The organism is Streptomyces fungicidicus (genome assembly GCF_003665435.1).
Lineage (GTDB): Bacteria > Actinomycetota > Actinomycetes > Streptomycetales > Streptomycetaceae > Streptomyces > Streptomyces fungicidicus.
Map to the genome: position 1 here is coordinate 2,662,246 of NZ_CP023407.1, position 24,745 is coordinate 2,686,990.

Sequence of the window (24,745 nt, forward strand, 5' to 3'; positions counted from 1 at the left end):
CCACTGGCCTGAACGCATGACTCCTGAGTCAGGATGTCAGCAACGCATAAGCATCTGGAGGGGAACCCAGTAATGAGCTACAACCAGCCGGGCCCGTACGGCGGGCAGCCCCAGCAGCCCGGGCCGTACGGCCAGCCGGGTCCCTACGGCCAGCAGCCGCAGGCTCCGCAGCCCGGCGGTCAGCCCGGCTACGGCTACCCCCAGCAGGCCCCGCCGCCCGGCCAGCCCGGTTACGGGTACCCCCAGCAGGCGCCGCCGCCCGGCCAGCCCGGTTACGGCTACCCGCAGCAGGCCGGCCAGCCCCAGTACGGCATGCCGCCCCAGCCCCCAGCCTCCGGCGGCGGCGGCAAGACGGCCGGGATCGTCATCGGCGCGGTCGCGGTCGTGGCGGCGATCGGCGTGGGCGCGTACTTCGTGATCGGCGGGGGCGGCGGCGCCGGCGGCCTGGAGGACGACGGCGCGCACAAGCTGTCGACGCCGGAGACGGTGCTCGGCGAGTACAAGCGGGTCGGCGACGGTAACCAGGCGAGCGATGCCAGCACCGCGAAGGACATGGCGAAGAGCGGCGTCAAGAACGGCACGGCCGTCGTCGGACAGTGGTCGACCGCCGACTTCAGCGGATACGACCCCCAGGACCCGACCACCATTCCCGACCAGGCCGAGCTGCTGACCGCCAAGGGCATGACCATGGTGGGCGGTTACGGCGAGATCTCCGAGCCCCAGACCGTGCTGGACAAGTTCTTCGCCAACATCCAGAAGGAAGTCAAGGAGAGCTCCACCAGCGACACCGGGGGCATGCAGAACGCCGAACTGGTCGGCGAGCCCGAGGAGGTCGAGATCGACGGCGCCGTCGCCAAGTGCCAGTCGACCAAGGCCACCAACGCGCTCACCAAGAAGGAGTCGACCGACTGGTTCTGCGCCTGGGCCGACCACAGCACGGTCGCCATGGTCTCGCCCGGCGACAACAGCGGCACGGGCGTCAACAAGGACACCGCGGTCGACCTCACCACCAAGCTCCGCGAGCAGATCCGCGTCAAGGCCTGAGACGTACGCACACGAAAGGGGCCCCGGTCGACTCGACCGGGGCCCCTTTCGTGTGGGTGTTACGCCGTCTTCTGTTCGCCCGAGCCACGGCCGCGGGCGTCGCGCGGGATGAGGGTCGGGTTGACGTTGGACAGGACCACGTCCGCCGTGATGACCACGCGGGCGACGTCCTTGCGGGACGGGACCTCGTACATCACGCCCTGGAGGACTTCCTCCATGATGGCGCGCAGGCCGCGGGCGCCGGTCTGGCGAAGGATGGCCTGGTCGGCGATGGCCTCCAGCGCCTCACGCTCGAAGTCCAGCTCCACGCCGTCGAGTTCGAAGAGGCGCTGGTACTGCTTGACCAGCGCGTTGCGCGGCTCGACGAGGATCTGGAGCAGGGCCTCGCGGTCGAGGTTGTGGACCGAGGTGATGACGGGGAGCCGGCCGATGAACTCGGGGATCATGCCGAACTTGACCAGGTCCTCCGGCATGACCTCCTCGAACTGGTCCTTGGACTCCATCTCCCGCTTGGAGCGGATCGTCGCGCCGAAGCCGATGCCCTTGGCGCCGGCCCGGCCCTCGATGATCTTCTCCAGTCCGGCGAAGGCGCCGCCCACGATGAACAGCACGTTCGTCGTGTCGATCTGGATGAACTCCTGGTGCGGGTGCTTGCGGCCGCCCTGCGGCGGCACGGAGGCCGTGGTGCCCTCGAGGATCTTCAGCAGGGCCTGCTGGACGCCCTCGCCGCTGACGTCACGCGTGATCGACGGGTTCTCGCTCTTGCGGGCGACCTTGTCGATCTCGTCGATGTAGATGATCCCGGTCTCGGCCTTCTTGACGTCGTAGTCGGCCGCCTGGATCAGCTTCAGCAGGATGTTCTCGACGTCCTCGCCGACGTATCCCGCCTCGGTGAGCGCCGTGGCGTCGGCGATCGCGAACGGGACGTTCAGCATCCGGGCGAGGGTCTGGGCCAGCAGGGTCTTGCCGGAGCCCGTGGGGCCCAGCAGGAGGATGTTGGACTTCGCCAGCTCGATGGCGTCCTCACGGCCCTGGGCGCCGCCGTTCTCGCCGGCCTGGACGCGCTTGTAGTGGTTGTACACGGCGACGGAGAGCGCCTTCTTGGCCGCCTCCTGCCCCACCACGTACCCCTCGAGGAACTCGTAGATCTCGCGGGGCTTGGGAAGCTCCTCCCAGCGGACCTCACTGGTCTCCGCGAGTTCTTCCTCGATGATCTCGTTGCAGAGGTCGATGCACTCGTCGCAGATGTACACACCGGGCCCTGCGATGAGCTTCTTGACCTGCTTCTGGCTCTTGCCGCAGAACGAGCACTTGAGCAGATCGCCGCCGTCACCGATGCGTGCCACGGTGTGCTTCCCCTTCGCCTGGGAGACGCCCGGACGTCAATGTCCGGCGGCTCCTGGTGCTGCCTTATGTCCGACGGTACCTTGCCTGGCCCCTCGTTCGGGCCCCCCTTGGCACGGTTCACTTTGACGTGGACCGTGCCAAACCGTGCCAAGGGGCGGCAGACGTTACACCCCCGCCTCGCGTCAGCGCAGGCTGGAGTTGTCCATCTTCCGGGTGGTGATGATCTGGTCGATCAGGCCGTACTCCAGCGCGTCCTCGGCCGTGAGGATCTTGTCGCGCTCGATGTCCTCGCGGATCTTGTCGATCGGCCGGGTGGAGTGCTTCGCCAGCATCTCCTCCAGCTGCGAGCGCATCCGGAGGATCTCGTTGGCGGCGATCTCCAGGTCGGAGACCTGGCCGCGGCCCGTCTCGCTGTACGGCTGGTGGATCAGCACACGCGCGTTCGGCAGCGCCATGCGCTTGCCGGGCGTGCCGGCGGCCAGCAGGACGGCGGCGGCGGAGGCGGCCTGGCCCATGCAGACCGTCTGGATGTCCGGCTTCACGTACTGCATCGTGTCGTAGATCGCCGTGAGCGCGGTGAAGGAGCCGCCGGGGCTGTTGATGTAGACCGAGATGTCCCGGTCGGGGTCCATCGACTCCAGGCACAGCAGCTGCGCCATGACGTCGTTGGCGGAGGCGTCGTCGATCTGGACGCCGAGGAAGATCACGCGCTCCTCGAAGAGCTTCGCGTACGGGTCGTACTCGCGGATGCCCTGCGAGGTGCGCTCCACGAAGCGCGGGATGACGTAACGGGACTCGGCCGCGGGGCCGGTGTACTCGGCGCGGGCACGGTCGTACAGGCCGCTGCCGGGGAAGTCGTTCACGGTGTCTCCTGGAAGGGGGCTGAGGCGGTCGGCTGGGGCTGCTGGGGCTGGTTCACCGGGCCCGGGGGCCCGGTGGGGCGGGTACGGGCCCCGAGGGGCTCCGTGCGGCCGCTCAGGCCCCGGTGCCGCCACCGCCCGGCATACCGGCGGCCGTGGGGATCACGTCGTCGATGAGGCCGTACTCCTTGGCCTCGAAGGCGTCGAACCAGCGGTCGCGGTCGGAGTCGCGGGTGATCTGCTCGACCGACTGGCCCGTGTGCTGGGACGTCAGCTCGGCCATGCGCTTCTTGGTGTGCAGCAGCCGCTCGGCGTGGATCTTGATGTCCGAGGCCGAGCCGGCGAGGCCGGCGGACGGCTGGTGGATCAGGATCTCGGCGTTCGGCAGCGCGAAGCGCTTGCCGGGGGTGCCGGCGCTCAGCAGGAACTGGCCCATGGAGGCCGCGAGGCCCATGGCGATGGTCACCACGTCGTTCTTGATGAACTGCATGGTGTCGTAGATCGCCATGCCGGCCGTGATGGAGCCGCCGGGGCTGTTGATGTACAGGTAGATGTCCTTGTCCGGGTCGGCGGCAAGGAGCAGCAGCTGTGCGGTGATCTTGTTGGCGATGTCGTCGTCGACCGGCTGGCCGAGGAAGATGATCCGCTCGCCGAGCAGCCGGTTGTAGACCTGGTCGCCGAGGCCACCACCGATGGAGGGCTCGCCGGCGGCTGAGGGCATCAGATTCGTCACGTATCCACCTGCTCGTCTTACGACGGCGCCGGGCCGTCTCACGTATCCCTGTGGGACTGGAGCCGTATTCGGTGACTCTCGTCCCCTGGTATTCATGGACCCTAACGCGGTGACTCCGCCGGGGAATCCCGGTAACGGGGGTGTTCGCCGGGGGCGTAGCGCGGTGTGCTCCGCGGTGTGCTCCGCGGGGAGCTGTGGGGGCCTTGTCGCCGTGGGGGGCGGTGGGGCGTGGGCGGCTGCGGGCCGTGGAGGGCTGATCGCGCAGTTCCCCGCGCCCCTGGGTTGGCTGTCCAGCCGTGCGGCGACGGGTGACGGAACTGATCGCGCCCACGCGGCGGAGCCGCAGATCGATACAGCCCCGCGCCCCTGGGTTGGCTGTCCAGCCGTGCGGCGACGGGTGACGGAGCTGATCGGGCCCGGGCGGCGGAGGGGGCCGGACGGGGTGTCCGGAGACAGCGGGGCCCCGGGGTGTGGTGCACCCCGGGGGCCCGGTGATCATGGTGGAGAGGATCAGTCCTCGGTCTTCTCCTGGGCGGGGGCCTCCGTGGCCTCGGCCTCGGTGGTCTCGTCCTCTTCCTCGTCGTCGAGGTCGACGACCTCGCCGTTGGTGTCCTTGACCGTGGCCTTCTCGACCACGACGGCCAGCGCCTTGCCGCGGGCGACCTCACCGACGAGGAGCGGGACCTGGCCCTGCTCGACGACGGCCTGGGCGAACTGGTCGGGGGACATGCCGGAGGAGGCCGCGCGCCGCATGAGGTGCTCGGTGAGCTCCTCCTGGCTGACGTTGAGCTTCTCCTGCTTGACGAGCTCGTCGAGCACGAACTGGGTCTTGATGCCCTTGACCGCGGCCTCACGGGTCTCGGTGTCGAACTCCTCCTCGGTCTTGCCCTGGATCTCCAGGTACTTCGCGAGGTCGAGGCCCATCTGGCCGAGCTGGTGGTGCTCGAGGTTGTGCTTGCGGGTGTTGATCTCGTCCTCGAGCAGCTTCTCGGGGACCGGGACCTCGACCAGCTCGAGCAGCTTCTCCAGGACGCGCTCCTGGGCCTGCGTGGCCTGGTCGTACTGCTTCATGTTCTCCAGGCGCTTGCGGCTGTCCGCCTTCAGCTCCTCGAAGGTGTCGAACTCGGACGCGAGCTGGGCGAACTCGTCGTCCAGCTCCGGCAGCTCGCGGGCGGCGACCTGGGAGACCTTGACGGTGACCTCGGCCTCCTTGCCGGCCGCCGAGCCGCCCTTGAGCTCGGAGGTGAAGGTGGCCTCGCCACCGGCCTCCACGCCCTTCACGGCGTCGTCGATGCCGTCCAGCAGCTCGCCGGAGCCGATGGTGTAGGAGACGCCGCTGGCGACGCCGTCCTCGAGGACCTCGCCGTCGACCTTGGCCTCCAGGTCGATGGTGACGACGTCGCCGTCCTCGGCGGCGCGCTCCACCGGGGAGGTGGAGGCGAAGCGCTCACGGAGCTGCTCGACCGACTTCTCGACGTCCTCGTCGGTGACCTCGACGGCGTCGACCTCGACCTCGATGCCGGAGTAGTCCGGGATCTCGATGGCGGGGCGGATGTCGACCTCGGCGGTGAAGTTCAGCGTCTCGCCGTCCTTCAGCTCCGTGATGTCGACCTCGGGCTGGCCCAGGGGGTTCAGCTCGGCCTCGTTGACGGCGTCGGTGTAGAACTTCGGGAGGGCGTCGTTGACGGCCTCCTCCAGCACCGCACCGCGGCCGAACCGCTGGTCGATGACCCGGGCCGGGACCTTGCCCTTGCGGAAGCCCTTCACCGTGACCTGCTGGTTGATCTTCTTGTACGCCGCGTCGAGGCTGTCCTTGAGCTCCTCGAAGGGCACCTCGACAGTGAGCCGAACCCGGGTCGGGTTCAGGGTCTCCACGGCGCTCTTCACGGTTCGGTCTCCTTGTGGCTGACTTATCGGGTTCTGCCGGGACCAGAGAGGCCCGGCCGATTCGCCGCCCGGAGGACTTCAGAGACACACAGGGCGCGCAGTTTGCATAGTAACGGCAGCGGCTACGGCACCCAAAAGGCGATCACCGGTGCGTGGGCAGGTGGCTGGTCGGGGTGGCGGGATTTGAACCCACGGCCTTCCGCTCCCAAAGCGGACGCGCTACCAAGCTGCGCCACACCCCGTCTGGTGCGACACGTAGGGTACATGCATGCAGGCGGGACGGCCGCCGTATTTCCCGTCGCGGTGCGGTACCGGGGGCGTTCCGGAAACGGGGTGTGCGACGAGGGCGTGCAACCCGCTACGATGCCTGTCAGTGCCGCGGGCCTCCTGGACCACGGCGCGACCAGTGCGGGCGTAGCTCAATGGTAGAGCCCTAGTCTTCCAAACTAGCTACGCGGGTTCGATTCCCGTCGCCCGCTCTCACGGCCCGGGGCCGGGCGGAGGAGAGATCCTCCGCCCGGCCCCGGGCGTTTTCCTGAAGCTTCCGCGCGGGTGCGGGCGGGGGATTCAGAAGCTGATCGAGTTGATCATCTCGGCTATCGAGTCCAGGAACCGCTGGATGTCGTCGGCCATGCCGGTCGAGGCGAGGAAGAAGCCGAAGAGCACGGCGACCACCGCCGGCCCCGCCTTGAGGGAGCCGCCTCTCATCAACACCACCAGGATGATCCCCAACAGCAGCACCACGGACAGTGAAATGGCCACAACTGATCACACCCTCGGTCGGTTCCGCTTCCCCGGCCCGGGCGACGCGACCCCGCGCACCCCGCCAGAACCATCGTGCCACCAACACGGCCCCCCTATGCGGCCGCTGACGCATCATCCGTCACGTCGTGGCCGGACCGGTCCGGCCACGACCGCCCCGGCGGCCGCCCGTACGGGCCGACGACACCGTGTCGTACGGCAATTCGAAGGGGCATCGGCGCACGGAATTCGCCCGGATCGTTTCCGTCCCCACACAATGCGTTCGCAGCCATTTCGAATTGTCGCCGCACCCGCCCCAACAACCGTACGGGGAAACGGGAATAGGTGAGCGAATCCAGGCAAATCACCGGAGTCGCCTGCCGGTCGCATACGTGACGCAATCCGGAATAATCGTGACAAGGAACCCCGGTGCGACACCCAAGCCCCATATCAGCACAGTGTGTTGGCCATCACTTCGACCGTGCCGCACACATTCCCCGATCCGGGGTATCCGAGGCGAATACCAGGACCGACGTCGGGCGTTTTACGAAATCCCGCGGACAACGCTAGGGTGCCTCAGATGTTCCACGCTGCCTCGTCCCCCGCAAGCGCAGCGAGCTCACCGATCGACTCCCCGAGTTACCGCCGGGAGGGTCAGTGACGGACTCGCAGCGACCGTACGGCAACCGCAGGACGCCGCTCCCCCCGGCACAGTCACCGGCGCCCGGAGTGCCGAGTCCGCGCGCGGAGAGCCGGCGGAGCGACCGGCCGGCGCCGTCCGGCAAACAGCGCGACGCGTTCTTCGACAACGCCAAGTACCTGGCGATCGTGCTGGTGGCGGTCGGCCACTCCTGGGAGCCGCTCAAGGGCGACAGCCGGGTGCTGGAGGCGGCGTACTCGGTCGTCTACTCGTTCCACATGCCGGCCTTCATCATCATCTCCGGCTTCTTCTCGCGCAGTTTCGACATGCGGCCCGACCGGCTGCGGCGGCTGATCACCGGCGTCGTCGTGCCGTACATCGTGTTCGAGACGGCGTACCCCCTGTTCAAGCGGGTCGTCGACAACGATCCGCAGCAGGACATCAGCCTGCTCGACCCCTGGTACCTGACCTGGTTCCTGGTCGCGCTGTTCATCTGGCGGCTGACCACGCCGATCTGGAACGCGGTGCGGCACCCGCTGCCGCTGGCCCTCGGAATCGCCATGCTGGCCAGCGTCACCCCCAGCATCGGCGACGACCTCGACCTGCAGCGCGTGCTGCAGTTCCTGCCCTACTTCGTGCTGGGTCTGTGCATGAAGCCCGAGCACTTCCACATGGTGCGCCGCCGGTCGGTGCGGATCCTGGCGGTGCCGGTGTTCGCGGCGGCGCTCGTGTTCGGCTGGTGGGCCGTGCCGCGGATGAACACCGCCTGGTTCTACCACCGTGACGCCGCCCAGGAGCTGGGCGCGCCCTGGTGGGCCGGTCCGGTCATGGTGCTCGCCATGTTCGGCTGCTCGCTGCTGCTGACCGCCTGCTTCTTCGCCTGGGTGCCGGGCCGCCACATGTGGTTCACGGCACTCGGCGCGGGCACCCTGTACGGCTATCTGCTGCACGGCTTCGTGGTGAAGGCGGGCGACTACCGGGGCTGGTTCGAGCACGACGTGCTGCACGGGCCGCTCGGCGAGATCGCGGTGAGCGTCCTCGCGGCGGTCCTGGTGACGGCGCTGTGCACCCGGCCGGTCCGGCGGGTCTTCCGGTTCGTGATGGAGCCGAGGATGGACTGGGCCTTCAAACGGGACGCCGCCGAACTGGCCCGCGAACGCGAACGCGCGCAGAAGCGGGAGACCCGGGAGAAGGTTTCCGCCTAGGTCCGCCCAGGTCCTTCCGGAGCGGGCCCCACCACGCGATTCACACCAGACCGAGAAGTGCGCGCATCCGCGCGTACTTCTCGGTCAGTCGTGTGCGGGTCGGCCCGTCCAGCACGGCGAGGCGGGCCGGGTCGGCGTTGTGCGCCAGGTCCGCCTCCTTCACCAGCAGTGCGCCGGGGGTGGCGAGAACACGGGCCGCGTACGCCTCGGGAGGCTCCCCCGGCAGCTTGGTGACCGCGAGGACGATGTCCTTGGTCCGCCGGGTCAGCGCGGCCTCCTCCAGCCACCGCCGCGACAGTCTGCCGTCCTCGACGGCGTCGTGCAGCCAGGCCGCCGCGATCTGCTCCTCGTCGCCGCCGCGGGCCCGTACGCCCTCGGCGACGGCCCGCAGGTGCTCGGCGTAGGGGCGGCCCGCCTTGTCGGTCTGTCCGGCGTGCGCGGCGCGGGCGGTGGACTCGATCTCGGCCAGGGGCGGCGGTGTCGTCTCGGTCACCGCTCCAGTGTGCCCGGGTCAGCGGGCGGCGGAGGCCGTCGGACCCTCGCGGCAGATGAGCAGCAGCGCACGGTCGTCGTTGACGTCCTTGGCGACCGCTTCGATGAGGTGCCAGGCGGCGCCGTGGAAGCCGCCCGCGACATAGCGGTCGGCCTCTCCGGTGAGGCGGTCGATGCCCTCGACGATGTCCCGGTCGGAGGTCTCCACCAGGCCGTCCGTGAACAGCATCAGCACGTCGCCGGGGCGCAGCGAGCCCTTCACCGAGTCGAACTGGGCGCCGTCGTACACGCCGAGCAGCGGGCCGTCGGCCGCCTTCTCCTCCCAGCGTCCGCTGCCCGCGCTGAGCTGCAGGCCCGGCGGGTGTCCCGCGGAGTAGAGCTCGTAGTCGCCGGAGTCCAGGTCGAGCACGAGGTGGATGGAGGTGGCGAAGCCCTCGTCCCAGTCCTGGCGCAGCAGATAGCCGTTGGCGGCCGGCAGGAAGGCGTGCGGCGGAAGGCTGCCGAGGAGGCCGCCGAAGGCGCCCGACAGCAGCAGGGCGCGGGACGCGGCGTCCATGCCCTTGCCGGAGACGTCGGTGAGCACGACCTCCAGGGTGCGCCCGCCGTTGGTGCGGGCCGCGACCACGAAGTCGCCCGAGAAGGACTGGCCGCCGGCCGGGCGCAGGGCCATCTCCCGGTGCCAGCCGTCCGGCAGCTTCGGCAGCTTGCTCTGCACCCGGATGCGTTCGCGCAGGTCGAACAGCATGGTGCCGCCGCGCCGCCAGGGCACGCCGACCCGGCTGCGGAACTGGGCGACGAGCAGTCCGAAGAAGCCGCAGGCGGCGACGACCAGGACCACGCCGGGGGTGACGCGGGCGGCGCCCTCGGTGTAGGGGCCGAGCCGCACCGACTCGACGATCAGCGCGGTCGCCGCGGCCGCGTACAGGCCGAGCAGGCTCGCCGGGCGCAGCAGCAGGCCGCCGGCGACGATCGGCAGGACGAGTGCGGCGGGCGCGCACCACACGGAGTTGGCGAGGGTTCCGGCCGCGATCAGCGGGACGGAGAGGAGCAGTCCGGCGAGCGCGATCCAGTCCGAGCCGTCGCCGCGGAAGTAGTCGACGGCGGCCCGGCGCATGCCGACGCGGGCCCGGTGCCACTGCTTCTTCAACCGGGCCGTGAACGTGTCGGCTGCCGCGCGCCGCTGTCGTCCTGCTGCCATTAGTTCGGGACCCTATCCATCGGACCGGCCACTTGGCACGGGAGGTCCTGGTTGTCCCCTCGCCGGGGCGGACTTCACACAGTGAACTTCACCTGGCGCCGTCGTGTGGCCGCCCGGGAGAAATTCCCTCGCCCGGCCCGTGCGGTCCTGGTACGCATGGTCCATGGGCGACAACGGTGTTGATGCGGTGACCGGGCCACGCGTGCTGCGGCGGGAGGAGTGGGACACCTGGTACGGCACTCTGGTCCGTGCCTTCGGCGGATTCCCGGAGCCGGCCGAGGAACTGGAGCTGTTCCGGGAGCTGACGGAGACCGACCGTTCCCTCGGTGTGTGGGACGGCGACGGGTGCGTGGGGACGGCCGGCGCGTTCTCGTTCCGGCTGACCGTGCCCGGGGGCGCGGCGGTGCCGGCCGCGGGCGTCACGATGGTCGGCGTGGCCGCCACGCACCGGCGGCGCGGGGTGCTGACGTCGATGATGCGGCGGCAGCTGGACGACGTGCGGTCCTGGGGCGAGCCGCTGGCGGTGCTCACGGCGTCCGAGCCGGCGATCTACGGGCGGTTCGGGTACGGGGCGGCCACCTTCCAGGTGAACGCGGAGATCGACACGAGCCGGACGACGCTGGCGGTGCCGGAGGGCACGGACGGCGTGCGGCTGCGGTACGCGGCGCCCGCCGAGGTGCTCGGCGCGTGCGAGGCGGTGTACGCCCGGCTGGTGCCGGGGCGGCCGGGGATGCTGGCGCGCCGGCCGGGCTGGGAACGGCTGGGGACGCTCGACCCGGAGAGCCGCCGGGACGGGGCGTCTCCGCTGCAGTGCGTGGTGGCGGAGCGGGACGGCGAGACGGTCGGGTACGCGCGGTTCCGGGTGAAGCCCGGCTGGGGGCCGGCCGGGCCCGACGGCACGGTGGTGCTGAGCGCGCTGGACGCGCTGGATCCGGCGGCGGACGCCGCGCTGTGGCGGTTCCTGTTCGACGTCGACCTGACCTCGCGGCTGGTGGCGCGCGGCCGGCCGGTCGACGAGGGATGGCAGCACATGGTGTCCGACATCCGCCGGTGCCGGCCGGAGCTGCGGGACGCGCTGTACGTACGGCTGGTCGACGTGGGGGCGGCGCTGCAGGCGCGGACGTACCGGGCGCCGGTGGACGTGGTGTTCGACGTGGAGGACGCCTTCTGCCCCTGGAACACCGGGCGTTGGCGGCTGAGCGGGGACGCCAAGGGGGCGTCCTGCGAGCGTACCGAGGACGCGGCCGATCTCGCCCTGTCCGTAAGGGAGTTGGGCGCGGTCTATCTGGGCGGGGTGGGTCTGACGGCGCTGGCGGCGGCCGGCCGGGTGCGCGAGCTGCGGCGCGGCGCGCTGGCGGAGGCGTCGCCTGCGTTCGGTAGCGACCCGGCGCCGTGGCTGCCGCACGGCTTCTGAGGGTTCAGGGGCGCTGGCAGGCGGGGCACCAGAAGAGGTTGCGGGCGGCGAGGCCGGCGGTGCGGATCTCGCCGCCGCAGAGGTGGCAGGGCAGGTTCGCCCTGCGGTAGACGTACACCTCGCCGCCGTGGTCGTCGACGCGCGGCGGGCGGCCCATGGCCTCGGGGGTGTGTTCGGGGCGGACGGTGTCGATGCGGTTGTTGCGGACGCCCTCGCGCATCAGCGCGACCAGGTCGGCCCAGATCGCGTCCCACTGGGCGCGCGTGATGTCCCGGCCCGCGCGGTAGGGGTCGACACGGTGCCGGAAGAGGACCTCGGCGCGGTAGACGTTGCCCACGCCCGCGACGACCTTCTGGTCCATGAGGAGCGCGGCGATCGTCGTACGGCTGCGGCTGATCCTGCGGTACGCCTGGTCCGGGTCGGCGTCCGGGCGGAGCGGGTCGGGGCCGAGCCGGTCGTGGACCGCCCGCTTCTCTCCGTCGGTGATCAGGGCGCAGGTGGTGGGGCCGCGCAGGTCGACGTAGGAGAGGCCGTCGGCCAGGCGCAGGCGGACGGTGTCCGTGGGCGGGGGCACCGGGGCCGGTCCGAAGGTGACCTTGCCGAAGAGGCCGAGGTGGATGTGGACCCACTCGGCGGGCTCGGGGCCGCCGAAGCCGAGGAAGAGGTGCTTTCCGTGGGCGTCGGTGGTGTGCAGCGGCGTGCGGTCGAGGAGGGCGGCGGCGTCGGCGAACTTGCCCTGGGGGCTGGTGACGCGCAGCGGTGTGCCGGTGGCGAAGGCGGCGGCGTAGTCCTGGGCCAGCCGGTGGATGGTGTGGCCTTCCGGCACGGGGGTGTCCTTTTCCTGCCGCGGCCGGGAGACCCTGCCCGGCCCGGGTTCGGCGGTGTCCTCCCCCGGCGCGCGCGGCACCGGGGGAGGTCCGGACGGCGTTACTGCTGGGGGTGGTGCGCGGGGACGGGCGGGAGGTCGCCCGTCGTCTCGTACCCGGCGAGCATGTCGATCCGGCGGATGTGACGCTCGTCACCGGAGAACGGGGTGCTCAGGAAGGTCTCGACGAACTTCACCGCCTCGTCCTGGGTGTGCATGCGCGCGCCCACCGCGACCACGTTGGCGTTGTTGTGCTGGCGGCCGAGCGCCGCCGTCTCCTCGCTCCACGCCAGGGCCGCCCGTACGCCCTTGACCTTGTTCGCGGCGATCTGCTCGCCGTTGCCGGAGCCGCCGATCACGATGCCGAGGGCGCCCTCGTCCGCGGCGGTCCGCTCGGCGGCCCGGAGGCAGAAGGGCGGGTAGTCGTCCTGGGCGTCGTAGATGTGCGGTCCGCAGTCGACGGGCTCGTGGCCCGCCTTCTCGAGCCACTCGACGAGGTGGTTCTTGAGTTCGTAGCCCGCATGGTCCGAGCCGAGATACACGCGCATGGTCCGAGTGTGACACGGGGGTTCACGGGAAAGCGCGCCGGGTGCGAGTGAGGAGAACGTGAGGAGGATTACAGATACTCAGGAAAAGTTCGAGTAAAGATGCGGATTCCAAGGTTCCACAATCCTTTTCCCTCCGTTTCACTGGTCCGGCCCGTAGACCCCTACGGAGCGCAGCTCTCCCCCGGCGCAAAGGAAATCTCGTTCCATGACCTCGCAGCCGACCTTGAAGACAGCTGGAGACGGCCCCGGAGAACCCAGAGGCTCCGGGGCGCCCGGAGGGTCCGCGGACGGACCCGGAGAAAACGGTTCCGGCCTCCAGGCCGGGCTGAAGAACCGCCATCTGTCGATGATCGCCATCGGTGGTGTCATCGGCGCCGGCCTCTTCGTCGGCTCCAGCACCGGCATCGCCACCGCCGGCCCCGGCATCCTGCTGTCGTACGCCCTCGTCGGCACGCTCGTGGTGCTGGTGATGCGGATGCTCGGCGAGATGTCCGCGGCGAACCCGACGTCCGGGTCCTTCTCCGCGCACGCCGACCGGGCGCTCGGCCCCTGGGCCGGATTCACCATCGGCTGGCTGTACTGGTTCTTCTGGGTCGTCGTCCTCGCGGTGGAGGCGACCGCCGGCGCGGCGATCCTCGAAGGGTGGATTCCGGCCGTTCCGCAGTGGGGCTGGGCGCTCATCGTGATGGTGGTGCTGACCGCCACCAACCTGGCGTCCGTGGGCTCCTACGGCGAGTTCGAGTTCTGGTTCGCCGGGATCAAGGTCGTCGCCATCGGCGCGTTCATCGTCATCGGCGGTCTGGCCGTCTTCGGCGCGCTGCCCGGCGCGGACACCGACCAGGCCGGGCTGGCCAACCTCACCGGCCACGGCGGCTTCCTGCCCAACGGCGCCGGCGCCATCCTCACCGGCATCCTGCTCGTCGTCTTCTCGTTCATGGGCAGCGAGATCGCCACCCTGGCCGCCGGTGAGTCGGAGGACCCGCAGCGGGCCGTCACCAAGGCGACCAACAGCATCATCTGGCGGATCGGCGTCTTCTACCTCGGCTCGATCTTCGTCGTGGTCTGTCTGCTGCCCTGGGACAGCAAGTCCATCGCCGACGACGGCTCCTACGTCGCCGCCCTGGACTCCCTCGGCATCGCGCACGCCGGCCAGATCATGAACTGCATCGTGCTGACGTCCGTGCTCTCCTGCCTCAACTCCGGGCTGTACACGGCCTCCCGGATGGCCTTCTCACTCGGCCGGCGCGGGGACGCGCCGAAGGCGTTCGCCCGGACCACCCGCCGGGGCGTGCCGCAGACCGCGATCATCGCCTCGGTCGTGTTCGGCTTCGTCGCCGTCTTCTTCAACTACAAGTTCCCGGACTCCGTCTTCCTCTTCCTCGTCAACTCCTCCGGCGCGGTCGCGCTGTTCGTGTGGCTGGTGATCTGCTTCTCGCAGCTGCGGATGCGGAAGATCATCCAGGCGGAGGCGCCGGAGAAGCTGGTCGTCCGGATGTGGCTGTACCCGTATCTGACGTGGGCCAGCGCCGCGCTGATCGTGTTCGTGCTCGGTTACATGCTGACCGACACCGAGCACGACGGGCGCACCACGATCCTGCTGTCGCTGCTGGTCGCGGCGATCGTGCTCGTCATCGCCCTGGTCAAGCAGCGGCTGGCCGCACGGCGCGCCGGGGAGCGGGACGAGGTCCCGGCCGGCTGAGAACCCCTTCACGACGGGAGGCCCGGAGGAGACGCCGTGCGGCGTTCCTCCGGGCCTCCCGCGTGGAACCGGGCGGTTACCGCTTGCCGGCGAACTTCCAGGCGGTGGGCAGCACGCCCATCGCCAGGGCCGCCTTCAGGGCGTCGCCCACGAGGAACGGGGTGAGGCCGGCCGCGATCGCGGCGGAGGCGGACATGCCGGTGGCGAGGGCCAGGTAGGGCACGCCGACGGCGTAGATGACCGCCGAGCCGAGCACCATGGTGCCGGCCGTCCGCCAGGCGGAGCGGTCGGCACCGCGACGGGCCAGGGCGCCCACGACGACGGAGGCCAGCAGCATGCCGACGATGTAGCCGAAGGACGGCATCCCCATGCCCGACGCGCCCTCCGCGAACCACGGCACGCCGGCCATGCCCGCCAGCGCGTACACCGCGAGGGAGGCGAAGCCGCGGCGGGCGCCGAGGGTGGTGCCGACGAGCAGCGCCGCGAAGGTCTGACCGGTCACCGGCACCGGGGAGCCGGGGACGGGCACCGCGATCTGCGCGGCCAGACCGGTGAGCGCGGCGCCGCCGAGCACGAGCGCGGCGTCCCGGACACGGGAGGCCGGGATGAGGTCCGCGAGGACCAGTCCGGAGCGGGCGGACGTGACGGTAGCGGTGCTCATGGGGTCTCCGCGGGGTGAGGGCAGTTGGGGACACCGCGACGCTATACCGGCGTCCGCGCGCCGATCACCGTCAGCGCTCCACAAAGCCGCCGACGCGGACTTGGTGGGCTCCGGACAAAGGGCGTGCGTGACGCGTGACGCGAGGTGACGCCGGTCACTGAGGTGACGTGGTTTCGCCGACATCGCCCGGTGGTACGGCCGCTGTGGGATTCCACCAAAGGGACCGTACGGCGTCCCGGGCGCCGCCTCGCTCGTCGGCCGCCGTCCGCACCGCACAACGGCCGCACCGTAAACGGACTGTCACCCTCCGCATGACATCCGTCCACATGCTGGGCGGCCTCCCCGTGCACGCGGGCGGGCCGCCCAGACTGGGCGGCGTTTTGTCGTCTCCCGCATTGGACGAGCCGCGCCCATGCCCCGCACCACCGTCGAGACGCCCGCCGGGACGGACGGCGCCTCCCTCTCCCACGGCCTGAAGCAACGCCATCTGTCGATGATCGCCCTCGGCGGGGTGATCGGCGCCGGGCTGTTCGTGGGCTCCGGGGCGGGCATCGCCGCCGCCGGCCCGTCCATCGTCGTCGCCTACACCCTCTCCGGCCTCCTGGTGATGCTGGTGATGCGGATGCTGGGCGAGATGTCCGCCGCGTACCCGTCGTCGGGCTCCTTCTCGGCGCACGCCGAGCGGGCGATCGGCCCCTGGGCGGGCTTCACCGCCGGCTGGGCGTTCTGGGTGCTGCTGTGCACGGCGGTCGGCCTGGAGGGCATCGGCGCCGCGAAGATCGTCACCGGCTGGCTGCCGGGCACGCCCGAATGGGCGTGGGTGGCGCTGTTCATGGTGGTGTTCTGCGGGACCAACCTGGCCGCGGTGAAGAACTTCGGCGAGTTCGAGTTCTGGTTCGCCGCGCTGAAGGTCGGCGCGATCTCCCTCTTCCTGGTGCTCGGCGTGCTGGCCGTCGCCGGGGTGCTGCCGGGCACGGACTCGCCGGGCGCCTCCCACCTCACCGACTTCCTGCCCCACGGCGCCGAGGGCCTGGTGATCGGACTGCTGGCCTCCGTGTTCGCCTACGGCGGCCTGGAGACGGTGACCATCGCCGCGGCCGAGTCGGAGAACCCGGTGAAGGGCGTGGCGAGCGCGGTCCGTACCGCGATGTGGCGGATCGGGCTGTTCTACATCGGCTCGATGGCGGTCATCGTCACGCTGGTCCCGTGGGACGACCCGGCGGTCGTCGAGAGCGGCCCGTACGTCGCGGCCCTGGACCGCCTCGGCATCCCGGGGGCCGGGCAGCTGATGAACGTGGTGGTGCTGGTGGCGCTGCTGTCCGCGATGAACGCCAACATCTACGGCGCCTCGCGCATCGGCTACTCGCTGGTGGAGCGCGGTCAGGGGCCGAAGGCCCTCGGCCGGGTGTCGGGCGGGGTGCCGCGGATCGCCGTGCTGGCCTCCTCGGTCTTCGGCTTCCTGTGCGTGCTGCTGAGCTACTGGCGGCCCGACGACGTCTTCTCCTGGCTGCTGAACATGATCGGCGCGGTGATCCTGGTCGTCTGGATCTTCATCGCCGTCTCCCAGCTGCGGCTGCGCCGCCGGCTGGAGCGGGAGGCGCCGGAGAAGCTGGTGGTGCGGATGTGGGCGTTCCCGCTGCTGACCTGGGTGGCGCTGGCCGGGATGGCGGCCGTCTTCGTCCTCATGGCCCGGGAGCCGGACACCCGCGTGCAGCTGTACTCGACGGGCGGTATGACGCTGGCCCTGGCGGCCCTGGGGTACGCCCGCCAGCGGGTGCGCGCCCGGCGCTGACGCCCGCCCCGTACGGCCCCCCGTTCACCCGGCGGGCGGAAAACCGGAAGCCCCCGCGAGGACGTGCCTCGCGGGGGCTTCCGGTATGCGGCAATCCGGGTCACTGTTGCGCAATGGCGACACCCAGGACACTCACGCTGGCCTGCTCGACGTGCAAGGGCGAGCACCGGCACCGGCTGCTGACCGGCGAGGAGCAGGAGAAGGCCAGGGCGCAGCTCGGCCTCAAGGCGGTGTACGACTTCTGGCTCTGCGAGAACGTGCTGGATCCGGACACCGGAGCGCAGTGCCGGAACCTGCGCAGGTACCTCCAGCTGAAGCCCTTCACCGAGCCCGTCAAACTGGCGCCCCTCGAGTGACCGTCAGAGGTTGCTGAAGTCCGGGCCCTTCGTCCGCGTGCGCTTGATCTCGTAGAAGCCGGGGACGGAGGCCACCGCGAGGGTGCCGTCCCACAGGCGGGCGGCCTCCTCGCCCTTCGGGGCCGGGGTGACGACCGGGCCGAAGAAGGCGATCTCCTCGCCGCCGGGTCCGGGCACCGCGATGACCGGGGTGCCGACCTCCTGGCCTACCTTCTCGATGCCCTCCTTGTGGGAGGCGCGCAGCTCCGGCTCGTACGGGGTGGAGTCCCAGTGGTCCATGAGCGACTCGGGCAGGCCGACGTCCTTCAGGGCGGCGGCGACCGTCTCCCTGCCCGGGCCCTCGTCCTGGTTGTGGATGCGGGTGCCGAGCGCGGTGTAGAGGTCGCCGAGGACCTCGGCGCCGTGCTCCTGCTGGGCGGCGATCACCACGCGCACCGGGCCCCAGGCCTTGACCTCGAGCATCTCGCGGTACTCGGCCGGCAGCTCGTCGAGCTTGTCCTCGTTGAGGACCGCGAGGCTCATCAGGTGCCAGCGGACCTCGATGTCCCGCACCTTCTCGACCTCGCGCACCCAGCGGGAGGTCATCCAGGCCCAGGGGCACAGCGGGTCGAACCAGAAGTCGACGGGCGTGGCGGGAGACTTGTCCGACATGTCGCTCCTTGTGACGGAAGAGTTTCCCTGTGACAACGCCCCGGCTCGTCCCGGCCATTCCCGGCTGACCCGTGTCAGGAGCGCATGACAGGATCGGCCCTGTACATCCATGTCGACGACGCCTGAGGAGTCCGCCCGTGCCCGGTGAGAATCTGACCCGCGAAGAGGCCCGGGAGCGGGCAGCCCTGCTGTCCGTCGACGGGTACGAGGTCTCCCTCGACCTGCGTTCCGCGGTCGGCGAGCACTCCGGCGGGGGCCCGCGCACCTTCCGGTCCGTCACCACCGTCCGGTTCCGCTGCGCCGAGCCGGGGGCGAGCAGCTTCGCGGACCTGATCGCCCCGAGCGTGACCGCCCTCTCGCTGAACGGACGGGACCTCGACCCCGGCCGGGTCTTCGACGGCTCGCGGATCCTCCTTGAGGACCTGGCCGCCGACAACGAGCTCGTGGTGGACGCGCAGTGCGCCTACTCCCGCACCGGCGAGGGCATGCACCGCTTCGTCGACCCCGAGGACGGCGAGGTGTACCTGTACACCCAGTACGAGCCGGCCGACTCCCGTCGCGTCTTCGCCAATTTCGAGCAGCCCGACCTCAAGGCGCCCTACCGCTTCGAGGTGCGCGCACCCGAGGGCTGGACGGTGTGGAGCAACGGGGCCGGTGAATCGGCCGACGGGGTGTGGCGGTTCGCGGAGACCAAGCCGATCTCGACGTACATCACCTGTGTGGTGGCGGGCCCGTACCACTACGTGACCGACTCCTACGAGCGGGTCCTGGAGGACGGCACCCGGCTGGAGATCCCGCTCGGCGCGATGTGCCGCAAGGGCCTCGCCCCGCACTTCGACGCCGACGACGTGTTCCTGGTGACCAAGCAGGGCCTGGACTTCTTCCACGACCACTTCGACTACCCGTACCCGTTCGGGAAGTACGACCAGGCGTTCGTGCCCGAGTACAACCTGGGCGCGATGGAGAACCCCGGGATGGTCACCTTCCGGGAGGAGTTCATCTTCCGGGGCAAGGTGACGCGCGCCTCGTACGAGGGCCGGGCCAACGTCATCCTGCACGAGATGGCGCACATGTGGTTCGGCGACCTGGTCACCATGGAGTGGTGGGACGACCTGTGGCTGAAGGAGTCCTTCGCGGACTTCATGGGCGCGTTCTCGCTGGTCGGCGCGACCCGCTTCACCGACGGCTGGATCACCTTCGCCAACCGCCGCAAGGCCTGGGCGTACCGCGCGGACCAGCTGCCCTCCACGCACCCGATCACCGCGGACATCCGCGACCTGCAGGACGCCAAGCTCAACTTCGACGGCATCACCTACGCCAAGGGCGCCTCCGTGCTGAAGCAGCTGGTGGCGTACGTCGGGCAGGACGCGTTCCTGGAGGGCGCCCGGCGCTACTTCAAGCGGCACGCGTACGGCAACACGCGCCTGGGCGACCTGCTGTCGGTGCTGGAGGAGACCAGCGGGCGCGACATGGCCGCGTGGTCGCGGGCATGGCTGCAGACGGCAGGAGTCAACTCCCTCACCCCGCAGGTGCTGCTGGGCGCGGACGGCAGGATCGACGAGCTGACGGTTCTCCAGGAGGCCGCCGCAGTGCCCGATCAGCCGACTCCGTCGGCGGGGCACCCCGAACTGCGCCCGCACCGGGTGGCGGTGGGCCTGTACCGGCGCACGGACTCCGGCACCCTGGAGCGGTACGCGCAGGCCGAGACGGACGTCGACGGGGCGCGTACGGTCGTGGCGGAGCTGGCGGGCGCGGACGCGCCGGAGCTGGTGCTGGTCAACGACGACGACCTGACGTACTGCAAGACCCGCTTCGACGACACGTCGCTGGCGGCGCTGCGGGAGCACCTGGGCGCGCTGACCGACCCGCTCGCCCGTGCCCTGTGCTGGTCGGCGCTGTGGAACATGACCCGCGACGCGCTGCTGCCCGCCCGGAACTTCGTGGACCTGGTGCTGCGGTTCGCCGGACGCGAGTCCGACATCGGTGTGCTCCAGATGCTGCACGCCTGGGCGGAGTCGGCGCTGGTGCACTACGCGGCGCCGTTCGGGCGCGCGGAGCTCGGCGTGGAGCTCGCCCGGGGCGCGCGGCGCGAGCTGCACGACGCCGAGCCGGGCAGCGAGCACCAGCTGGCCTGGGCGCGGTTCTTCGCGCGCTCGGCCGCCGAGCCCGCGGACTTCGACCTGCTCACGGGCCTGCTGGACGGCACCTCGGCGGTCGAGGGCCTGGCGGTGGACCAGGAGCTGCGCTGGGCGTTCCTGGAGCCGCTGGCCGCGCACGGGGTCGCGGACGAGAAGGTGCTGGACGCGGAGCTGGCCCGGGACGACACGGCCTCGGGCAAGCGCCACCAGGTGCGCTGTCTGGCCGCGCGCCCGTCGGCGGCGGTCAAGGCGCAGTGCTGGGCGCAGGTCGTGGAGTCGGACGCGCTGTCCAACGCGCTGGTGGAGGCCACCATCTCCGGCTTCGCGCAGTCGTCCCAGCGGGAGCTGCTCGCGCCGTACACCGAGAAGTACTTCGCGGCGATCGAGCGGGTGTGGACCGGGCGGTCCATCCAGATCGGCATGGACGTGGTCCGCGGCCTGTTCCCCTCCCACCAGGACTCGCAGGAGACCCTGGACGCGACCGACGCCTGGCTCACCTCCCACGAGGACGCCGCCCCGGCGCTGCGCCGACTGGTCCTGGAGTCCCGTGACGACCTGGCCCGGGCGCTGCGCGGCCAGGCGTGCGACGAGGCCGCCGCCGGCCGGTGAGCGCGGTCCCGGCCCCTTGACCGGCCTTCCGTCCTCGTTACGGAATCCGGTCAATGACAGCCGTAACCCCTGGTCCGCGACCGAACGGACCAGGGGTTTCCGGTATCCGAACAGGCGTCCTCAAGGGCAGGCTCGTCCCTGTTTGTCGACGGGCCTGTAACACGGGTTCGCGGGCGGCCCGGAGGCGGGAAATTGCCGGTCATGAACCACAACGCGCCGCTCTCCCCCCGCCCCCTGCACCAGCTCGCCGACGGCCCCCGCCGGGTCCTCACCCACGCCCAGCTGCGCGCCCACGGCGTCTCCGCCGCGAAGGCCGGCGAGCAGTGCCGTCCCGGCGGGCCCTGGCAGCAGCTCCTCCCCGGCGTCGTCCTGCTCCACCCCGGCCCGCCGACCAGCGAGGAGCGGCTGCACGCGGTGCTGCTGTACGCGGCACGGGAGCGGGCCGGGGGCGTCCCCGTCCAGCCCGGCGCACGGGGTCCGCACCCCTCCGCCTTCGGCGAGGCGGTGATCACCGGGCCGGCCGCGCTGACCCTGCACGGCTTCTCCTCCACTCCGCCGCTGCCCTCCCTGGACGCCTTCGACGTGCTGGTGCCGCGGCTGCGCCGGCTGCGTTCCGCGGGCTGTGCCCGTATCGTCCGCACCGCCGTGCTGCCCGAGCCGGAGCAGGTCACGGGCCTGCCGGTGGCCCCCGTTCCGCGTGCGCTGGCCGACGCCGTGGCGCGCCTGGAGGACGCGGAGACCGTGCGCCGGCTGCTGACGGAGGCGGTGCGCGGCGGCTTCTGCGACCCGGCGGCGGTGGTGCGCGAGCTGACCGCGGCCAAGCTGCTGAACCGGCCGCACGTGGTGGACGCGGTGGACTCGCTGCTGGCCGAGAGCCGGACGCTGGCGGAGTCCCGGCTGTACCGGATGGTGCACGACCACGGTCTGCCGGACCCGTGCTGGAACGTCGAACTGCGGCTGCCGGGCGGACCCCGTCTCGGCAGCCTGGACGCGTACTGGCCGGAGCAGTCGGTGGCGGTGGAGCTGGACACCCGCGCGCCGCGTCCGGGCGGGCGGCCGGACGACGAGGCCGAGTGGGCCGAGCACACCCGCAAGCGCGAGCACCTGGAGCGCCTCGGCATCACCGTCGTCCATGTCACCCCGCGCAGGCTCCGGGACATGGCGGAGCAGCAGGCGGCGGTGGTCCGCACCGCCCTGATGGCCTCGGCCGACCGCGACCCGGCGGCGTACGTCGTGGTGGTGCCGCGGTGACAGCGGGCCGCGGCACGGGCCGTGCTCAGCGCTTCCGCAGCACCAGCTCCGTGTTGCGGTCCCCCGGGTCACCGGCCAGGTCCGTGCGGGCGCCGGGGGCGTTGAGGGAGAGCTCGCGGTAGAGGGCGGCCAGGCCCGTCTGGGAGAGGTCGGTGAAGTCGGTGCGGTGCGGGGCCGCGGACTCGACGAGGGTGGTGAAGAGCGACAGGGTGCCGTCCTTGTTGTCCACCAGCTCCACGATCCTCGCCAGCTGGGGGAAGTCGACGTGGGAGGCGGTGGAGATCTCCCAGAAGGAGCCGCCGGACCCGGTGTGCGGGGTGATCGCGTTGCGGTGGACATGCCCGTTGACCCACGCGACCACGTTCCGGTGCCTGCCGAGCAGCGCGACGAGCTCCTCGCCGGGGTGGCGCCGCTCGTCGGGACGGGCCGGGTCGGGGTGGGTGTTGCTCATCGACGTGCTCGTGTGGTGGCTGAAGACGACGGCGACGGAGTCCTCGTTCTCCCGGAGCGTCCGCTCCAGCCAGCGGAGTTGGGCGGTGCCGAGGGAGCCGTTGTAGTGGCCGCCGGGGTCGGTGGTGTCGAGGCTGACGCCGAGGACGTCGTCGGTGATCCGGAAGGCGTAGTACTGGGTGCCCGCGTCGAGGTTCTCCGCGGAGTAGCCGTGGCCGACCGGGCCGAAACCCTGGTGGGCGGGGTCCAGATGGGCCCGCAGGTACTCGGCCGGGGTGAAGGGGGCGCGCCTCTCGTCGGGGGTGACGGAGCGCGCCGCGCGGGCGTGGGCGGCCAGGAAGTCGCCGTACCGCACGCCGCCGGGGTCGGTGGCCTTCTTGATGGACTGCTGGAGCCGGTGCGCCTCGGCCGCCGGCACGTCCATCAGCTTGCGGCCGCCGACAGCGAGTTCGGTGAGGCGGGAGTCGCCGTGGGAGGCGTAGCAGCCCAGCGGCATGGTGTCGTGGTTGCCGACGGTGGAGTACCAGGGCAGGTTGAGGCCGGGGCTGTTCACCTCGCGGACGGCCGCCGCGAGGAAGCCGTCGAGGTGGGGGAAGCCGAGCTGCTTGTCGGTGTCGCGGAGCGCGGTGTCGGGGTGCCAGTAGTGGCGCAGCCCGCTGTTCTGGACGCCCTCGTAGTGGCGCGGGTCGCCCGTGTTGGGGGTGACCCGGCCGCCGCTGAGCACCGTCAGGAACCACTCCAGTTCGGAGCGGGCGTTGTTGTCGGTGTTGTCGCCGGTGGTCATCGCGAAGTGCAGCGGGGATCCGGTGACGGGGGCGCCCCGCAGCGCGTTGACCCGCTCCACCAGGGAGACGGCGCCCTGGACGGTCAGGGCCTCCTGGGGCCGCCAGGCGTGTACGTCGGCCGAGCGCAGGTACTCCAGGCGCAGCGGGTGCTGGGTGTCGATGAGGTGCAGGTCGGTGAGTTGCACGAACGCGGCGAGCGTGGTCCGGCGGGCGGTCCGGCCGGAGCGCGCTCCGGCCAGTTCGTCGCGCACCACCCGGCCCCAGCCCGGCCCTTCGGTCAGGCGCCGGTACCCCGGTCCGCGGCGCGGGACCGCCGCGGCGGCGAGGGTGGTGCCGCGGGTGTACGGGGCGAGCGGGGCGGCCGGTGCCCGGCGGCTGGAGGCGGGCACGGCCTCCTCGGCGCCGGGAGCGGGGCCCTCCGCGGCCGCCGCCCGGCCGTCGCCGGGCCACAGCGCGTACCCGGCGCCGGCGGAGAGGGCCACCGCTCCGGTGGCGGCGAGCAGGGATCGACGGTGGGGTCCAGTGGAGCCGGCGACTGAGCGTGTGCGCGACATGGCGCTTGTCTCCCCGGGTGCGAACGCGTCGGCAGTGGTCGCGGGGCGCCCGCCGGGCGAACGTCCCGCTCGTACTGGATGCTTGGCACCGGGAATGACCTGCGCGTGAACGAGACGGCAACGCGCGACGCCGATCGCCGTACGTGGATCTAGGGCCGCTCCGGGGCCCCCGCGGGCGTCGCCGGCCGCTCCCGCGCCGGCCGGGGAGCGGTCACTTTGCGTTCATCTCGGCGGGGGCGGCCGCCCTTCTAGGGGGTGTCCACCCGGCCGGCCGCGGGGCGTTCGCGCCACAGCCGCAGGCCGATGTCGACCATGCGGATGCGGACCAGGTCCGGAACGGCCTCCAGCGGCTGCCAGGCGGCCAGTTCGGTGGAGCCGCCGATCTCGTTGCGCAGGGCGCCGCCGGTGATCCGGCCCTCGTAGACCAGCCGTACGCCGTGGTGGTCCACGGCGCGGCCGAAGCGGGCGGGGAAGGTGCGCCGGGTGGAGTCGACGCCGAGGAGTCCGGTGACCTCGATGTGGTAACCGGTCTCCTCCTCGACCTCCCGCCGCACGGTGTCGTAGGGGTCCTCACCGTGTTCCATGCCGCCGCCCGGCAGCACCCACTCGGGGACGCCGCCGGGGCCCGGTGACCGGGCCAGCAGGAACTGTCCGTCGCGCACCACCACGGCGTAGGCCGCCACCCGCAGATTCCGTCGCATCCGGGGACGTTAACGCGCTGTCCGGTACCGGGCGCCCCCTCGGGGCGACTTGTCGCGTTCGGGGGCTCATCCCCCCATACGGGTACCGGGGGTTTTCCCCATACATCCATTTCGATTCGGCCAA

Annotated in this window: 21 protein-coding genes and 2 tRNA genes; 9 read left to right on the forward strand and 14 right to left on the reverse strand. The window is 71.2% G+C overall.

What is annotated here, in order from left to right; translation table 11 throughout:
• Nucleotides 1-72 precede the first annotated feature (72 nt).
• On the forward strand, nt 73-1,044 hold the full coding sequence (locus CNQ36_RS11970; RefSeq protein ID WP_004931357.1) for a hypothetical protein: 972 nt from the start codon (nt 73-75) through the stop codon (nt 1,042-1,044).
• 59 nt (nt 1,045-1,103) lie between these two features.
• Here CNQ36_RS11970 and clpX read toward each other — a convergent pair whose 3' ends face one another.
• The 5 genes from clpX to CNQ36_RS11995 form a co-directional block, all read right to left on the reverse strand.
• Nucleotides 1,104-2,390: an ATP-dependent Clp protease ATP-binding subunit ClpX gene (gene clpX, locus CNQ36_RS11975; RefSeq protein ID WP_004931355.1), complete on the reverse strand. Its 1,287-nt coding sequence runs from the start codon at nt 2,388-2,390 to the stop codon at nt 1,104-1,106.
• 183 nt (nt 2,391-2,573) lie between these two features.
• Nucleotides 2,574-3,254: an ATP-dependent Clp protease proteolytic subunit gene (locus tag CNQ36_RS11980; protein WP_004931352.1), complete on the reverse strand. Its 681-nt coding sequence runs from the start codon at nt 3,252-3,254 to the stop codon at nt 2,574-2,576.
• 112 nt (nt 3,255-3,366) lie between these two features.
• Nucleotides 3,367-3,972, reverse strand: a complete 606-nt coding sequence (locus CNQ36_RS11985; RefSeq protein WP_030217676.1) for an ATP-dependent Clp protease proteolytic subunit — start codon at nt 3,970-3,972, stop codon at nt 3,367-3,369.
• Between the two features lie 522 nt (nt 3,973-4,494).
• A complete protein-coding gene (tig, locus tag CNQ36_RS11990; protein ID WP_121545977.1) occupies nt 4,495-5,871 on the reverse strand; it encodes a trigger factor in 1,377 nt (458 codons plus the stop codon).
• A gap of 165 nt (nt 5,872-6,036) precedes the next feature.
• A tRNA-Pro gene (locus tag CNQ36_RS11995) sits at nt 6,037-6,113 on the reverse strand.
• 166 nt (nt 6,114-6,279) lie between these two features.
• On the opposite strand from CNQ36_RS11995, the gene CNQ36_RS12000 reads away from it, so the two are divergent.
• Nucleotides 6,280-6,350, forward strand: a tRNA-Gly gene (locus CNQ36_RS12000).
• Between the two features lie 88 nt (nt 6,351-6,438).
• Here the strand turns inward: CNQ36_RS12000 and CNQ36_RS12005 are convergent.
• The gene (locus tag CNQ36_RS12005; RefSeq protein ID WP_004931346.1) at nt 6,439-6,633 is read right to left on the reverse strand and encodes a hypothetical protein; all 195 of its coding nucleotides are present in this window, start codon (nt 6,631-6,633) and stop codon (nt 6,439-6,441) included.
• Nucleotides 6,634-7,269: 636 nt separating this feature from the next.
• Here CNQ36_RS12005 and CNQ36_RS12010 point away from each other — a divergent pair.
• A complete protein-coding gene (locus CNQ36_RS12010) occupies nt 7,270-8,457 on the forward strand; it encodes an acyltransferase family protein (protein WP_040907204.1) in 1,188 nt (395 codons plus the stop codon).
• A 40-nt stretch (nt 8,458-8,497) separates the two neighbouring features.
• Here the strand turns inward: CNQ36_RS12010 and CNQ36_RS12015 are convergent, their stop codons facing one another.
• Both CNQ36_RS12015 and CNQ36_RS12020 read right to left on the reverse strand, forming a co-directional pair.
• The gene (locus tag CNQ36_RS12015) at nt 8,498-8,950 is read right to left on the reverse strand and encodes an HD domain-containing protein (protein WP_121545978.1); all 453 of its coding nucleotides are present in this window, start codon (nt 8,948-8,950) and stop codon (nt 8,498-8,500) included.
• A gap of 18 nt (nt 8,951-8,968) precedes the next feature.
• Nucleotides 8,969-10,147, reverse strand: coding sequence for a PP2C family protein-serine/threonine phosphatase (locus CNQ36_RS12020; protein WP_121545979.1), 1,179 nt, complete (start codon nt 10,145-10,147; stop codon nt 8,969-8,971).
• Between the two features lie 163 nt (nt 10,148-10,310).
• Between CNQ36_RS12020 and CNQ36_RS12025 the strand changes: the two genes are divergently transcribed.
• On the forward strand, nt 10,311-11,561 hold the full coding sequence (locus CNQ36_RS12025; RefSeq protein WP_121545980.1) for a GNAT family N-acetyltransferase: 1,251 nt from the start codon (nt 10,311-10,313) through the stop codon (nt 11,559-11,561).
• 4 nt (nt 11,562-11,565) lie between these two features.
• On the opposite strand, the gene CNQ36_RS12030 is transcribed toward CNQ36_RS12025, so the two are convergent.
• Together CNQ36_RS12030 and CNQ36_RS12035 are read right to left on the reverse strand one after the other, a co-directional pair.
• Entirely contained in the window at nt 11,566-12,387 is an 822-nt protein-coding gene (locus CNQ36_RS12030; RefSeq protein WP_121548436.1) for an Fpg/Nei family DNA glycosylase, read from the reverse strand.
• A 101-nt stretch (nt 12,388-12,488) separates the two neighbouring features.
• Nucleotides 12,489-12,974, reverse strand: coding sequence for a ribose-5-phosphate isomerase (locus CNQ36_RS12035; protein ID WP_004931334.1), 486 nt, complete (start codon nt 12,972-12,974; stop codon nt 12,489-12,491).
• A gap of 205 nt (nt 12,975-13,179) precedes the next feature.
• On the opposite strand from CNQ36_RS12035, the gene CNQ36_RS12040 reads away from it, so the two are divergent.
• Entirely contained in the window at nt 13,180-14,673 is a 1,494-nt protein-coding gene (locus CNQ36_RS12040; protein ID WP_121545981.1) for an amino acid permease, read from the forward strand.
• 76 nt (nt 14,674-14,749) lie between these two features.
• On the opposite strand, the gene CNQ36_RS12045 is transcribed toward CNQ36_RS12040, so the two are convergent.
• Nucleotides 14,750-15,334 carry a biotin transporter BioY gene (locus CNQ36_RS12045; RefSeq protein ID WP_121545982.1) on the reverse strand — a complete coding sequence of 195 codons (585 nt, stop codon included), beginning with the start codon at nt 15,332-15,334 and terminating at the stop codon, nt 14,750-14,752.
• A gap of 412 nt (nt 15,335-15,746) precedes the next feature.
• Here CNQ36_RS12045 and CNQ36_RS12050 point away from each other — a divergent pair, with 412 nt between their 5' ends.
• Nucleotides 15,747-17,126 (forward strand): amino acid permease, encoded by a 1,380-nt coding sequence (locus CNQ36_RS12050; RefSeq protein WP_121545983.1) that lies wholly within the window; start codon nt 15,747-15,749, stop codon nt 17,124-17,126.
• Between the two features lie 113 nt (nt 17,127-17,239).
• Nucleotides 17,240-17,482, forward strand: coding sequence for a hypothetical protein (locus CNQ36_RS12055; protein ID WP_040907202.1), 243 nt, complete (start codon nt 17,240-17,242; stop codon nt 17,480-17,482).
• 3 nt (nt 17,483-17,485) lie between these two features.
• On the opposite strand, the gene CNQ36_RS12060 is transcribed toward CNQ36_RS12055, so the two are convergent.
• Nucleotides 17,486-18,133: a mycothiol-dependent nitroreductase Rv2466c family protein gene (locus CNQ36_RS12060; protein WP_004931327.1), complete on the reverse strand. Its 648-nt coding sequence runs from the start codon at nt 18,131-18,133 to the stop codon at nt 17,486-17,488.
• A gap of 137 nt (nt 18,134-18,270) precedes the next feature.
• Between CNQ36_RS12060 and pepN the strand changes: the two genes are divergently transcribed.
• Together pepN and CNQ36_RS12070 are read left to right on the forward strand one after the other, a co-directional pair.
• A complete protein-coding gene (gene pepN, locus CNQ36_RS12065) occupies nt 18,271-20,880 on the forward strand; it encodes an aminopeptidase N (protein WP_121545984.1) in 2,610 nt (869 codons plus the stop codon).
• Nucleotides 20,881-21,081: 201 nt separating this feature from the next.
• Entirely contained in the window at nt 21,082-22,131 is a 1,050-nt protein-coding gene (locus CNQ36_RS12070) for a hypothetical protein (protein WP_121545985.1), read from the forward strand.
• A gap of 25 nt (nt 22,132-22,156) precedes the next feature.
• Here CNQ36_RS12070 and CNQ36_RS12075 read toward each other — a convergent pair whose 3' ends face one another.
• Nucleotides 22,157-23,920 (reverse strand): TIGR03767 family metallophosphoesterase, encoded by a 1,764-nt coding sequence (locus CNQ36_RS12075; protein WP_121545986.1) that lies wholly within the window; start codon nt 23,918-23,920, stop codon nt 22,157-22,159.
• 248 nt (nt 23,921-24,168) lie between these two features.
• Nucleotides 24,169-24,621: an NUDIX hydrolase gene (locus CNQ36_RS12080; RefSeq protein ID WP_004931318.1), complete on the reverse strand. Its 453-nt coding sequence runs from the start codon at nt 24,619-24,621 to the stop codon at nt 24,169-24,171.
• Between the last annotated feature and the right edge of the window lie 124 nt (nt 24,622-24,745).

Bases quoted from the DNA above. Each gene is read 5' to 3' on its own strand.
- CNQ36_RS11970 (WP_004931357.1), top strand. From the start codon at position 73: ATGAGCTACAACCAGCCGGGCCCGTACGGCGGGCAGCCCCAGCAGCCC.
- CNQ36_RS11985 (WP_030217676.1), bottom strand. From the start codon at position 3,972: ATGCCCTCAGCCGCCGGCGAGCCCTCCATCGGTGGTGGCCTCGGCGAC.
- CNQ36_RS12020 (WP_121545979.1), bottom strand. From the start codon at position 10,147: ATGGCAGCAGGACGACAGCGGCGCGCGGCAGCCGACACGTTCACGGCC.
- CNQ36_RS12025 (WP_121545980.1), top strand. From the start codon at position 10,311: ATGGGCGACAACGGTGTTGATGCGGTGACCGGGCCACGCGTGCTGCGG.
- CNQ36_RS12035 (WP_004931334.1), bottom strand. From the start codon at position 12,974: ATGCGCGTGTATCTCGGCTCGGACCATGCGGGCTACGAACTCAAGAAC.
- CNQ36_RS12040 (WP_121545981.1), top strand. From the start codon at position 13,180: ATGACCTCGCAGCCGACCTTGAAGACAGCTGGAGACGGCCCCGGAGAA.
- CNQ36_RS12045 (WP_121545982.1), bottom strand. From the start codon at position 15,334: ATGAGCACCGCTACCGTCACGTCCGCCCGCTCCGGACTGGTCCTCGCG.
- CNQ36_RS12050 (WP_121545983.1), top strand. From the start codon at position 15,747: ATGCCCCGCACCACCGTCGAGACGCCCGCCGGGACGGACGGCGCCTCC.
- CNQ36_RS12055 (WP_040907202.1), top strand. From the start codon at position 17,240: ATGGCGACACCCAGGACACTCACGCTGGCCTGCTCGACGTGCAAGGGC.
- CNQ36_RS12060 (WP_004931327.1), bottom strand. From the start codon at position 18,133: ATGTCGGACAAGTCTCCCGCCACGCCCGTCGACTTCTGGTTCGACCCG.
- CNQ36_RS12070 (WP_121545985.1), top strand. From the start codon at position 21,082: ATGAACCACAACGCGCCGCTCTCCCCCCGCCCCCTGCACCAGCTCGCC.
- CNQ36_RS12075 (WP_121545986.1), bottom strand. From the start codon at position 23,920: ATGTCGCGCACACGCTCAGTCGCCGGCTCCACTGGACCCCACCGTCGA.
- CNQ36_RS12080 (WP_004931318.1), bottom strand. From the start codon at position 24,621: ATGCGACGGAATCTGCGGGTGGCGGCCTACGCCGTGGTGGTGCGCGAC.